Here is a 12185-nt window from a genome sequence, read left to right on the forward strand (position 1 = left end):
TTAATGAACAGGTTTTTCAGTATTGTCGAAAATTATTTAAAATTACAACTCTAAAGCACGTTTAGCGTCGCCATTCATCAATAATTCTAATGGATTTTCTAAAGCTTCTTTAACAGCAACCAAGAAACCAACAGACTCACGTCCGTCGATGATTCTGTGATCGTAAGAAAGAGCAACATACATCATTGGGTGAATTTCAACTTTTCCGTTTACAGCAATCGGACGCTCGATGATGTTGTGCATTCCTAAAATTCCTGATTGAGGAGGGTTGATGATTGGAGTAGATAACATACTTCCGAAAACACCACCGTTAGTGATTGTGAAAGTTCCTCCAGTCATATCGTCAACTGTAATTTGACCATCACGAGCTCTTAAAGCTAATCTTTTGATTTCAGCTTCAATTCCACGGAAAGTTAAGTTTTCAGCGTTACGAACAACAGGAACCATTAATCCTTTTGGTCCAGAAACAGCGATAGAGATGTCACAGAAATCGTAGTTGATTTTGTAATCACCATCCATCATAGAGTTAACATCTGGGTATAATTGTAATGCTCTTGTAACCGCTTTTGTAAAGAATGACATGAAACCTAAACCTAAACCACCATGTTTAGCTTTGAAAGCATCTTTGTATTCGTTACGGATATTGTTAATAGGAGTCATGTTTACTTCGTTGAAAGTAGTAAGCATAGCAGTTTCATTTTTAGCTGAAACTAATCTTTCTGCTACTTTACGACGTAACATAGATAATTTTACGCGCTCAGTTCCACGGCTTCCACCAGTTGGAGTTCCCATTGACGGTACTGCGTTTACAGCATCATCTTTAGTGATTCTTCCGCCTTTACCAGTTCCTGTTACAGTTGCTGGAGCAATATTTTTTTCATCTAATATTTTTCTTGCTGCTGGAGATGGAGTTCCCGCTGCATAGCTTGTAGCTGCTGGAGCTGGAGCCGCTTTTGGAGCTTCTGCTTTTGGTGCCTCAGCCTTTGGAGCTTCTGCTTTTGGAGCTTCAGTTGCTGCTGGTGCAGCTGGAGCGCTTCCTGCTGGTTTTGCAGCATCTGTATCAATTAAACAAACTACAGCGCCTACAGCTACAGTATCTCCTTCTTCAGCTTTTAATGTAATTACACCGCTCATTTCAGCAGGCAATTCAAGAGTAGCTTTATCTGAATCAACTTCAGCAATAGCTTGATCTTTTTCTACATAATCTCCGTCTTTTACTAACCAAGTTGCAATTTCAACTTCTTTTATTGATTCCCCTGGTGATGGGACTTTCATTTCTAAAATCATCTTGTTTTTGTTTAAGGTTTTTAAGGTTTCAATCCAGATAGCTATCGGGATTGAAACTTGAAACATTTTATCTAATTGTTGTATGACATTTCAGGAAGTACTTTTGCAAATTCTTCTCCTTTTTCTTTTGATTTATTGTATTTCTCTGTAGATTTTTTAATAATGCTTTCATATTCTTCAAAGCCTTCTTTTAAATCTGCATCAGTTGCAATATATTCTTTTTTTTCTGAAATTGATTTTAAGATAGCAGCCTTCTTCTTCTCAAATTTCTTCGGTGTCTTATAACTATCCGGATTAGGATTGAAAGGAACTAATTTTACACCAGCCTTGATTGCGCCCATTTGCGCTTCAGAATCAACTATGTAAACTTTTCCGGCCTCAAGATCAGCTTCTATAAAATTTGTATTTTCTGATCTTGACCAAAATATATGTTTACCTGGTTCGCATTCATATACTAGGTATTTGCCATAATTGAATTTCCCTAAATATTTTTCTCCATCAAAGTACTTAAAATTTATTAAAGCTCCCATTCCGGAAGATCTTACAAAATAAATGATTGATTTTCCTTCAGTTGGTTTTTTTAATTCCTGAGAATAACCTGCAAATGATAATATTGCAAAAAGAAGAATAAATAGTTTCCTCATATATTATCTAAATAAATTTTTATCGAATACCATTCTAATTGCATCTGCATGACGACGTTTTGCACGTGTGTAACTTCCTGATGCTGGAGCAGAATATGCTTTTAATGAAGCTAATCTCCATTTTACAAGATCAAAATTCATTAACATAAAGCTGTAAGCTCCCATGTTTTTAGGTTCTTCCTGAGCCCAAACATAATCATCAGCGTTTGGATATTTTGCAATGATTTCTTTAATCTGCTCAACTGGGAAAGGGAATAATTGCTCAATACGAACAACCGCAACGTCATTTCTTCCGTTGTTTTCTCTTTCAGCCACAATATCATAGTAGAATTTACCTGTACAGAAAACCAAAGTTTTTACTTTCTTTTTATCTACAGTATTATCGTCAATTGTTTCTTGGAAACTTCCTGTTGCTAATTCTTCAACTGTCGATACGCATCTTGGATCACGTAGTAAACTTTTTGGAGAGAAAACTACCAATGGTTTACGGAAATTCGTTTTCATTTGTCTTCTCAACAAGTGGAAGAAGTTTGCTGGCGTTGTACAGTCTGCAACATACATATTATGTCTTGCACAAAGCTGTAAGTAACGTTCCATTCTTGCAGAAGAGTGTTCAGCACCTTGACCTTCATATCCGTGTGGCAATAACATCACAATACCATTTTGGTTGTTCCATTTGTCTTCTCCACAAGAAATATATTGGTCAATCATGATTTGAGCACCATTAGAGAAATCTCCAAATTGTGCTTCCCAGATTGTTAAGGCTTTAGGGTTTGCTAATGCATATCCGTAATCAAAACCTAGAACACCATATTCAGATAATAAAGAGTTGAATACTCCGAATTTTCCTTTTTTGTTTTCAATTCCGTTTAATAGAATTACTTCTTCTTCAGAATCTTCAACTTTAACTACCGCATGACGGTGAGAGAAAGTTCCTCTTTCTACGTCTTGCCCAGAAATACGAACGTCAAATCCTTCTGTTAAAAGAGATCCGTAAGCAAGTGCTTCTGCAGTTCCCCAGTCAAGTGTATTGTTGTCGTATCCAACTTTTCTGTCTGTAACAATTTTAGTTATCTTGTTGATGAACTTTTTGTCTTCTGGTAAAGTTGAGATCGTATTGATGATAGAATCTAATCTTTCTTTAGAGAAAGTAGTGTCAACTTTTTGAAGCATTTGTGTGTCAGTTACCTGAACAAATCCTTCCCATTCGTTTTTCATGAATGGCGTAATGATAGTCAAATCTTTTTTACGAGAAGCTTCTAAGTTTTCTTCTAATTTAGATTTGTATTGTTTTTCTAAACCGTTTACATAAGAAGCATCGATTACACCGTCAGAAAGTAATTTCTCAGCATAAATGTCTCTTGGGTTTTTATGTTTAGCGATGATTTTATATAAAACTGGTTGCGTGAAACGAGGTTCGTCACCTTCGTTATGACCGTATTTTCTATATCCTAATAAATCGATAAATACGTCGCGTCCAAATTGCATTCTGTAATCTAATGCAAAAGATACAGCGTGTACAACAGCTTCAGCATCATCAGCATTTACGTGTAATACTGGAGATAGAGTTACTTTAGCAACGTCTGTACAATATGTTGATGAACGAGCGTCTAAATAGTTAGTCGTAAATCCAACTTGGTTGTTGATTACAATATGGATTGTTCCTCCAGTTTTGTAACCGTCAAGTTGCGCCATCTGAATGATTTCGTATAAAATACCTTGACCTGCAATTGCAGCATCTCCGTGTACTGCGATAGGCAATACTTTAGAGAAATCATCAGCATAATATTTATCTTGTTTTGCTCTTGTGATACCTTCAATTACAGCTCCAACGGTTTCTAAGTGAGAAGGGTTTGGTGCCAAATTGATGTTGATGCTTTTTCCAGATCTAGTTTTTCTGTCAGCAGTAAGACCTAAGTGGTATTTTACGTCACCATCAAAATATTCTTGATCGTAATCTTTTCCGTCAAACTCACCAAAGATATCTTGAGTTGATTTTCCGAAAATGTTTGCCAAAACGTTCAAACGACCACGGTGTGCCATTCCCATTACAAATTGTTCAACACCTTTTTCAGCAGCTTGCTCGATCAAAGCATCTAAAGCTGGGATGATAGATTCTCCACCTTCTAATGAGAAACGTTTTTGTCCAACATATTTAGTATGAAGGAAGTTCTCAAAAGATACAGCTTCGTTTAATTTATTTAAGATTGTTTTCTTTTCTTCAGTAGAGAAAGTTGGTTGATTAACATTTACAGCTAACTTGTCTTGAATCCATTTTACAACGCCAGGATTTCTGATATACATGTATTCAATACCAATATGCTGGCAGTAAATAGCTTTTAAACGGTTTACGATATCTTGTAAAGAAGAAGGTACCATTCCGATTGTCTGAGCAGCATCAAAAACTGTTGAAAGGTCAGCTGAAGATAAACCGAAGTTCTCGATATCTAAAGTTGGCGAAGATTGTCTGCGGTCACGAACAGGATTTGTCTTCGTGAATAAATGCCCGCGCGTACGGTATCCGTCAATTAATTTTAAAACGTTGAATTCTTTCTTTAGTTTTTCTGAAACCTGACTGTAATCTGTGTTGTCGCTTGTCACATACTCAACAATTGTTTGCACAGGATTTTCGTCATTATAAGTCGTCATTCCAAAGTCAAAACCTTGAAAAAAACTTCTCCAGCTAGGCTCAACGCTGTCTGGGTTAACTAAATATTGATCGTATAATTGTGCAAAAAACTCGGTATGCGCTGCGTTTAAAAATGAAAACCTATCCATAATATGAGTGAATATACTTTTTTGTTATATAGAAACGCAAAAGTACAACAATCACATTTATTTAAATCTTTTTTTTACGTACTTTTACGTAAAAATTTGTTAAAATAAACGTTAACTATGAATAAAAATCAAATTTCAATCGTTTTCAATTCTTTTTTTGTGATTTTGGCAGTTTTATTTTCAACCAATGCGAAAGCGCAGCAAAATTATGTTATAGACAACAGCAACCACTTTTGGGAAAAAGTGCAATTTGGCGGCGGACTTGGATTGGGTTTTGGGTCTGGTTACACCAATATTTCGGTTATGCCGAGTGCTATTTACAACATCAATCCAATAGTTTCAGTTGGTGCTGGATTACAATTTGGTTATATATATCAAAAAAATTATTCTGAATCTTTTGTTTGGGGCGGAAGCGCGATTGTACTAGTAAACCCAATTCCGCAAGTTCAATTATCTGCCGAATTGGAGCAAGTTAGGGTAGATGAAGAATTTAAAGAATATTATAATCAGCCGAGTTATTCTTATGCTTATTGGAATACCGCCTTATATCTTGGAGCTGGTTATAGGACCGGAAGTGTTACCATCGGTGCACGTTATGACGTTTTGTACGATCCTAACAAAAGTCTTTACGGATCTGGATTTATGCCTTTTGTGAGAGTTTATTTCTAAGATACTAAGATACTAAGATACTAAGGTTCTAAGATGCTAAGATACTAAGGTTCTAAGATGCTAAGATTCTAAGGTTTTAAATAAAGGAATTTGAAGAAATATATCATTGTAATTGTAGCAATTTTAGCTTTAAGCTGTAATAATTCCAAAAAAGAAAACTTTGAAAATGCAAAGGTTGCAAAAAAGGAATTGCGACCTTTTTTTGATTCTGATCAAATCAGTCATTATTATTTGGACATTTCTGATGACAATTTTTTTAAGCTCATTAGAAAAGAGAACAAAACTGATAAAGAAAAGGAATTAACTAATATCTACATACATACTTTTCCTGATAATATTCCAAAAGTAGATTTTGAAAAAATACTTTTAAGTCATAATTATAAAAAATCGAATTTATCGATTAAAGATGAAAAGCGTATTGAAAATATATTTAGTGAAAAAGAATCATTAAAAAATGATGCATGTGCCTGTATTGCCGAGTATAAGGATATTTTTATTTTTAAGAAAAATGAAAAAACTATTGGTATAGCAAAGATTTGCTTTAAAAATGCTCGTTTCCAGATTATAGGAAGTAAAATAAATACGGAAGGTTTTGGGCTAATTAATGAATTAGAGAGATTGGAAAGTATTGTTCGTTCCAATGAGAAAAAACCTTAGAATCTTAGCATCTCAGCACCTTAGAACCTTATTTGTAATAATTCCGAAACCAAACCTTCTGCCATTCTCTTTTTAAAATTAAAAAAGAAACTTGTTCAGCTAAAATAACCAAATCTGAACCATCGAGTTGTTTGATTTCGTTTTCAGGAACATCAATAATGTAAAGCAGATTTAAATATTCTGCAAACTTATACTGAATCATTCTATAGACTTTTTCGTGAAGCTGAATCTTTAATTCTTCGGGCAAAATGCTGAGCGGAAAATCAATTCCTTCATTGGCCAAATTAAAATCCTTATTGATCTGCTCAATTAAATTTAGGTATAAAGATTCCTTTTGAGCTTCTTCGAATAATAATTCGGTATTTAAAGGTGAAACATACATAATTTTAGAAATTATTAATGATAATTCTCAGATTCAATAGCAACATTAATGCGTTTATTGTCTGTTTTTGATTTCCAAAGGTCAACAATTTTTGCAAGCAATATATCGCCGCCTGCGTAGAAAAAAACTGCTCCCATTGGCGGGTTTGCAGTTGGGATTAAACTGAACGTTTTTGGCACCCATTTCCAGCATTTAAAAAAGGTTCCAGCCAATTCAATAAATATAACACAAACCGCTATAAAATAGTACAGATTCTGCCATTTTTTTCTCTTTAAAAGCAAAAAGAAAAAGACTCCAAAAATAAGCGAAAAAATATCGTTTAGAAAGAAACCGACGTATAAAAATAAGAGCGAAAATCCAGCTGTAAAATATATTCTAAAAGCTTTTTCGTTGTTGATCGCCCATTTTGTATGGGCATAAACATAACCCGAAGCAAAAACAATTGCGTGTCCAAAAGGAACATAAACAGGAATAAATTCGGTTTTGTAATTGTACATCTCGAGCAACGAGCAGAAAATAATCTCGCCAAGATAAGACAAAAGCACCATCACAAACATCAATTTTCTTAAATGAGAATCAGAAAACCAAAAGAAAAAAGAGAAATAGATGATCGCTAAAATGTTGGTAATATGTTGACCATCAAAAAAATGTGTGCTAAAATAAACGCTATCAATTCCTAATGCTAAAAGTGTGAAAAAAGGGAAAAAGACAGCAAAAAACAATTGTTTTTTGGCATCGTGATTTCTGTCGTCAAAAAAAAGAGCATTAATGATTTGGTTCATAAAATGCCCAATATTAAACTTTACGTCCCATTAAATTTTCTCCAAATGTCCTTAGGATATTTTTCTTTTCAGCATTGATATCCATTTTTTCTAAAGTTTCAAAAGCTTTAAAAGTGTACATTTCTATTGCTTCTTGCGTTGCTTTTGAAGCTCCAGATTCGTTAAAAATGGTTTTTGCAGTTTCGATTTTTTCTGAATTTTCATCCAATTGCAAAGTGAATAATTTTTGTAATTCGGTTGCCTTTTCTGGAGTTGAAAATTCTAAGGCTTTTAAGTATAAATACGTTTTTTTGTTTTCGATGATATCGCCTCCAACTTGTTTTCCAAAAGTTTCTGGATCTCCAAAAGCGTCTAGATAATCATCTTGTAGCTGAAAAGCCAATCCTAAATTCAATCCGAAATTATAAATTAAATCACCTTCTTTTTCTGAAGTTTTGGCTACAATGGCGCCCATTTTCATTGCGGCGGCAACTAAAACGGCTGTTTTGTATTCAATCATTTTTAGGTATTCCGGAATGGTAACGTCGTTTCTTTCTTCAAAATCAACATCCCATTGTTGGCCTTCGCAAACCTCAAGTGCAGTTTTGCTGAATAATTTGGCTAAATCTCTAAAAACAGTTGGTTCGTATTGCTCGAAATATTGATAAGCAAGAATTAACATGGCATCGCCAGACAAAATTCCGGTATTGATATTCCATTTTTCATGTACCGTTTCTTCTCCTCTTCGCAAAGGCGCATCATCCATAATGTCGTCATGTACAAGAGAGAAATTATGAAAAACTTCTACTGCCATTGCTGCCGGTAAAGCGGTTGTGTAATCAGTATCAAAAACTTCTGAGGCCATTAAAGTAAGCACAGGGCGCATGCGTTTTCCGCCAAGTCCTAAAATATATTCAATAGGCTCATAAAGGTTTTTAGGTTCTTTTTGTATGCTTTGTTTTTTTAAGTAACTAACAAAAAAATCTTGGTACTGACTAATATCGTGCATAAAATGGAATTCTGATTTTCGAGGCTCAAAGATACAATTCAATTATGAATAATCTATATTAAATGCGGCTTTGATTTTATTGTTTGATGCAATCGCAGTGATATTTGGGTTCTTAAAATTATTTTTCAAAAAACTTGGAAACTTTTTTGGTATTCAGAGTTTCCCGTGTATATTTGCAGCTGAAAATGGAAACTGCGAACACTGTAAAAGTTTCCATATGATATTTAGATAATTTATAAGTTTTTCAAAATCAGATATTTATGAAAACAACTTGGACTTTAGATTCGACACAATCAGATGTTTTAATAAAAATGAGACATTCTAAAATTGCCTATTTAGGAGGTATTACCAATAAATTTGGAGGTTATGTGGATATTGAAGATAATGAAATTGAAGACGCATCGGTTGAGTTTTCATTGGATATAAACAATAAAAATGAAAGTTTCCAGCAGATAGATTCGCATTTGCAGCTTCAGGATTTCTTTGAAGAAGATGAGCATCCGATAATCAGTTTTAAATCGACTTCATTTCAAAGAGTAAACAATAACATCAACTTCTTTAAAGGCGATCTAACCATAAAAGATGTAACTAGAGTGGTTGAACTGGATGCTGAATTCATTGGCATGAATACCTACAATGGAGAGAAAAAAGTAGCTTTTGAGATCAAAGGAAATATTAAGCGTCAAGATTTTGGTCTTGATTATGATTCTTTTAATCATCAGAGTGGTGAAGCGCTAGGAAAAGATATAAAATTAATTGCAAATTTAGAATTCAGCATATAATTCTTACATAATGAATAAATTAATGTAAAATTATTACAAATATAATGGAAACTATTTTTATGATTTTAGTTTCCTAATTATATTTGCAATACAATGAAAATCAAAATGAAAGAGAAAATTATATCAAAAGCTAGTGAGTTGTTTTTGAAACTTGGTTTTAAAAGCGTCACCATGGATGATATTGCAGGTGAAATGTGTATTTCTAAAAAAACGATCTACAAATATTTCTGCAACAAAGAAGTCTTAATCGAAGAAAGTACTTCGATGGTTCACAGGCAGGTTCACGAAATCATGGATACCATTATAGCAAAGAATTATAATGCGATTCAGGAGAATTTTGAGATTAGAGAAATGTTTCGTGATATGTTTAAAAACAACATTGATACTTCGCCTATTTATCAATTAAAAAAACATTATCCAGAGATTTATCAAAACATTTTGTCTTTTGAAATTGATCAGTGTACACAATGCTTTAGAGATAATATTGAAAAAGGAATTCGCGAAGGTCTTTATAGAAGTGATTTAAATGTAGAGGTTTACGTTAAATTTTACTACACTCTGGTTTTCCATATCAATGAAAATACTGTTTCTGAGAGTGAGGCGCAAAGGGTAGAATTAGAGGCACTTGAATATCATACCAGAGCGATGGCAACTTCAAAAGGAATAGAAGAATTAGAAAAACAACTTAAGAAACTTACCGCTTAATCGTCAATATATAATTTATGAAAAAAATAATTGTAATACTTTTGTGTTCTTTAGGCCTTTCGGCTAATGCACAAGTCACATTAACCTTAAAAGACGCGCTTATTTATGCGCTTCAAAATAAAGCCGAAGCTAAAAAGGCAAAATTACAGGTTGAAAACAGCGAATACCAAATTCAGGAGATTCGTTCTAGAGCATTACCTCAGATTTCTGCAAATGGAAACTTAACTCATAATCCGATAATTCAGACAACGGTTATTGATGGAGCTGGTTTTGGTCAGCCAGGAACTACGATTCAGGCGGCATTTGGTCAAAAATGGACTTCAAATGCAGGGCTTTCATTAACTCAAGCTATATTTGATCAATCTGTTTTTACAGGATTAAGAGCGGCAAAATCTACTCGTGAATTTTATCAAATCAACGATCAATTAACAGAAGAACAAGTTATTGAAAGAGTAGCAAACAACTATTATTCTGTATACGTACAACGTGAGAGATTAAAATTGCTAGATAGTACTTATTTTAATACTACAAAAGTTCATGATGTTGTAAAAGGGCAATTTGATAATGGTTTAGCTAAGAAAATAGATTTAGACCGTATTATCGTAAAATTGTCAAACATTGATACTGATCGTCAACAAGTTAAAAATCAAATTGAATTACAAGAAAATGCTTTGAAGTTTTATATGGGAATGCCGATAGAAACTCAAATCATTATTCCAAAAGAAGAATTTGAAGCAGTTCCTGCATCATTAACTGAAGTTCCAAATGTAGAAAACAGAACAGAATATCTGCTTTTGAAAAAACAAGAAGAACTTTTAGTATTCAATAAAAAAGCGGTTGAAGCTGGATATTATCCAACACTTTCTTTAACTGCTGGTTATAACTATATTGGTCAAGGGCCACAATTGCCTTGGTTTGCAAAGCCTTCAGATGGTGTTTATTGGTCAGATTATGCTGCAATTGGATTGAATTTACACGTACCGATTTTTACAGGATTTGGAACTCGTGCTAAAGTGAGACAAGCTGATGTACAAATCAGAGAACTTCAGGAGAATATTAAAGACACCAAACTGTCTCTTGATCTGGATTACAGAAATGCAATGGCGCAAATCGATAACAATATGGTAACCATCCAAAACCAACAAGAAAATATGCGTTTGGCTCGTGAAATTTTGAGCAATACAAAAAACAATTATCTGCAAGGTTTAGCATCATTAACAGATTTGTTAGATGCTGAAAATGCACATCAAGAAGCTCAAAATAATTACACAAGAGCTGTTTTAAATTACAAAATTGCCGAAGTGGCATTAATCAAATCAAAAGGCGAACTAAAAACTCTTATTAAATAACTAATTACAATGAAGAAGACTATTACAACAATCGTAATCATAATCGCAGCTTTGGGTGTGATTGGGTATGTTTTAAATAACAATAAGAAAAAGAATAAAGAAAAAACAGATGTCGTAGCTGAGAAAAATGCTGCGGTTTCAGTTAAAGTTACTCCAGTAAAAACAGAAGTAGTTTCATTAGACTTCGTTGCTAACGGAAACTTTGCTCCAACTCAGGAATTGACTTTCTCTGCTGAAAAATCTGGAAAAGTAATTAGTGTTTTAGCTAAAGAAGGTGATTACGTGAGAGTAGGCCAGACTTTATTGACAATGAGAGGCGATATTATTAATGTAAATGCGCAACAAGCACAAGCAGTTTATAATAATGCAAAATCTGATTATGCGAGATATGAAAATGCTTTTAAAACTGGTGGTGTTACAAAACAGCAATTAGATCAGGCAAAATTGGCTTTGACAAATGCTCAGTCAAACTTAACTCAAGCGAACATTAATGTTGGTGATACAAAAGTAAAAGCTCCAATCAACGGATTCATCAATAAAAAATACATTGAACCAGGATCTATCTTGACTGGAATGCCAGCAACTGCATTATTTGATATTGTAAATACTTCAAAATTAAAATTGACAGTTACTGTAAACGAAAATCAAGTAGCAAGCTTGAAATTACATGATAATATCAACGTAACAGCAAGTGTTTATCCTGATAAAACTTTCCCTGGAAAAATTACTTTTATCGCTGCAAAAGCTGACGCAAGTTTAAATTTCCCAGTTGAAATTGAAATTACAAACAATTCAAACAATGATTTGAAAGCAGGTATGTACGGAACAGCAAATTTTGCATCGAAACAACAAAAACAAAGCTTGACAGTTGTTCCTAGAAATGCATTTGTTGGAAGTGTGAGCAGTAATGAAATTTTTGTAGCTGAAAATGGTGTTGCAAAATTGAAAAAAGTAGTGGCTGGAAGAATTTTAGGAGATCAAGTAGAAATCATCAGCGGATTATCTGACGGAGAAAAGGTAATTACTACAGGTCAAATCAACTTACAAGACGGTAATACAGTAGAAATTATTAAGTAAGCTTTTTTTAAGCTTTAAGCTTTAGGCAATAAGCTATAAGCATTTAAAAAAAGCCTAAAGCCTATAGCTTACTGCCTATAGCATT

General features: G+C 33.6%; 12 protein-coding genes. 6 read left to right on the plus strand and 6 right to left on the minus strand.

What is annotated here, in order from left to right:
• Nucleotides 1-42: 42 nt before the first annotated feature.
• The 3 genes from odhB to EYY60_RS16990 all read right to left on the minus strand — a co-directional run bounded on the left by odhB (nucleotide 43) and on the right by EYY60_RS16990 (nucleotide 4709).
• Nucleotides 43-1287, minus strand: a complete 1245-nt coding sequence (odhB, locus tag EYY60_RS16980; protein ID WP_132990862.1) for a 2-oxoglutarate dehydrogenase complex dihydrolipoyllysine-residue succinyltransferase — start codon at nucleotides 1285-1287, stop codon at nucleotides 43-45.
• A gap of 71 nt (nucleotides 1288-1358) precedes the next feature.
• The gene (locus EYY60_RS16985) at nucleotides 1359-1931 is read right to left on the minus strand and encodes a hypothetical protein (protein ID WP_132990500.1); all 573 of its coding nucleotides are present in this window, start codon (nucleotides 1929-1931) and stop codon (nucleotides 1359-1361) included.
• A 3-nt stretch (nucleotides 1932-1934) separates the two neighbouring features.
• A complete protein-coding gene (locus EYY60_RS16990) occupies nucleotides 1935-4709 on the minus strand; it encodes a 2-oxoglutarate dehydrogenase E1 component (RefSeq protein ID WP_132990501.1) in 2775 nt (924 codons plus the stop codon).
• A gap of 117 nt (nucleotides 4710-4826) precedes the next feature.
• Between EYY60_RS16990 and EYY60_RS16995 the strand changes: the two genes are divergently transcribed.
• Complete coding sequence (locus EYY60_RS16995) at nucleotides 4827-5378, plus strand: hypothetical protein (protein WP_132990502.1); 552 nt, start codon at nucleotides 4827-4829, stop codon at nucleotides 5376-5378.
• 90 nt (nucleotides 5379-5468) lie between these two features.
• The gene (locus EYY60_RS17000) at nucleotides 5469-6035 is read left to right on the plus strand and encodes a hypothetical protein (protein WP_132990503.1); all 567 of its coding nucleotides are present in this window, start codon (nucleotides 5469-5471) and stop codon (nucleotides 6033-6035) included.
• A gap of 28 nt (nucleotides 6036-6063) precedes the next feature.
• Here EYY60_RS17000 and EYY60_RS17005 read toward each other — a convergent pair whose 3' ends face one another.
• The 3 genes from EYY60_RS17005 to EYY60_RS17015 are packed head-to-tail and all read right to left on the minus strand — an operon-like array spanning nucleotide 6064 to nucleotide 8187.
• Complete coding sequence (locus tag EYY60_RS17005) at nucleotides 6064-6417, minus strand: hypothetical protein (RefSeq protein WP_132990504.1); 354 nt, start codon at nucleotides 6415-6417, stop codon at nucleotides 6064-6066.
• A 14-nt stretch (nucleotides 6418-6431) separates the two neighbouring features.
• Nucleotides 6432-7199, minus strand: coding sequence for a hypothetical protein (locus EYY60_RS17010; RefSeq protein WP_132990505.1), 768 nt, complete (start codon nucleotides 7197-7199; stop codon nucleotides 6432-6434).
• 13 nt (nucleotides 7200-7212) lie between these two features.
• Nucleotides 7213-8187 (minus strand): polyprenyl synthetase family protein, encoded by a 975-nt coding sequence (locus EYY60_RS17015; protein WP_132990506.1) that lies wholly within the window; start codon nucleotides 8185-8187, stop codon nucleotides 7213-7215.
• A 260-nt stretch (nucleotides 8188-8447) separates the two neighbouring features.
• Here EYY60_RS17015 and EYY60_RS17020 point away from each other — a divergent pair, with 260 nt between their 5' ends.
• The 4 genes from EYY60_RS17020 to EYY60_RS17035 all read left to right on the plus strand — a co-directional run bounded on the left by EYY60_RS17020 (nucleotide 8448) and on the right by EYY60_RS17035 (nucleotide 12100).
• A complete protein-coding gene (locus EYY60_RS17020; RefSeq protein ID WP_132990507.1) occupies nucleotides 8448-8969 on the plus strand; it encodes a YceI family protein in 522 nt (173 codons plus the stop codon).
• A 105-nt stretch (nucleotides 8970-9074) separates the two neighbouring features.
• Nucleotides 9075-9674, plus strand: a complete 600-nt coding sequence (locus EYY60_RS17025) for a TetR/AcrR family transcriptional regulator (protein ID WP_132990508.1) — start codon at nucleotides 9075-9077, stop codon at nucleotides 9672-9674.
• 17 nt (nucleotides 9675-9691) lie between these two features.
• Nucleotides 9692-11023, plus strand: coding sequence for a TolC family protein (locus EYY60_RS17030; protein ID WP_132990509.1), 1332 nt, complete (start codon nucleotides 9692-9694; stop codon nucleotides 11021-11023).
• A gap of 9 nt (nucleotides 11024-11032) precedes the next feature.
• Nucleotides 11033-12100: an efflux RND transporter periplasmic adaptor subunit gene (locus tag EYY60_RS17035; RefSeq protein ID WP_132990510.1), complete on the plus strand. Its 1068-nt coding sequence runs from the start codon at nucleotides 11033-11035 to the stop codon at nucleotides 12098-12100.
• Nucleotides 12101-12185: the final 85 nt, after the last annotated feature.

The organism is Flavobacterium zhairuonense (assembly GCF_004352915.1).
Taxonomy (GTDB): domain Bacteria; phylum Bacteroidota; class Bacteroidia; order Flavobacteriales; family Flavobacteriaceae; genus Flavobacterium; species Flavobacterium zhairuonense.

Bases quoted from the DNA above. Each gene is read 5' to 3' on its own strand.
- EYY60_RS17015 (WP_132990506.1), bottom strand. From the start codon at position 8,187: ATGCACGATATTAGTCAGTACCAAGATTTTTTTGTTAGTTACTTAAAA.
- EYY60_RS17005 (WP_132990504.1), bottom strand. From the start codon at position 6,417: ATGTATGTTTCACCTTTAAATACCGAATTATTATTCGAAGAAGCTCAA.
- EYY60_RS16995 (WP_132990502.1), top strand. From the start codon at position 4,827: ATGAATAAAAATCAAATTTCAATCGTTTTCAATTCTTTTTTTGTGATT.
- EYY60_RS17035 (WP_132990510.1), top strand. From the start codon at position 11,033: ATGAAGAAGACTATTACAACAATCGTAATCATAATCGCAGCTTTGGGT.
- EYY60_RS17025 (WP_132990508.1), top strand. From the start codon at position 9,075: ATGAAAGAGAAAATTATATCAAAAGCTAGTGAGTTGTTTTTGAAACTT.
- EYY60_RS17010 (WP_132990505.1), bottom strand. From the start codon at position 7,199: ATGAACCAAATCATTAATGCTCTTTTTTTTGACGACAGAAATCACGAT.
- EYY60_RS17020 (WP_132990507.1), top strand. From the start codon at position 8,448: ATGAAAACAACTTGGACTTTAGATTCGACACAATCAGATGTTTTAATA.
- EYY60_RS16990 (WP_132990501.1), bottom strand. From the start codon at position 4,709: ATGGATAGGTTTTCATTTTTAAACGCAGCGCATACCGAGTTTTTTGCA.
- EYY60_RS17030 (WP_132990509.1), top strand. From the start codon at position 9,692: ATGAAAAAAATAATTGTAATACTTTTGTGTTCTTTAGGCCTTTCGGCT.
- EYY60_RS16985 (WP_132990500.1), bottom strand. From the start codon at position 1,931: ATGAGGAAACTATTTATTCTTCTTTTTGCAATATTATCATTTGCAGGT.
- odhB (WP_132990862.1), bottom strand. From the start codon at position 1,287: ATGATTTTAGAAATGAAAGTCCCATCACCAGGGGAATCAATAAAAGAA.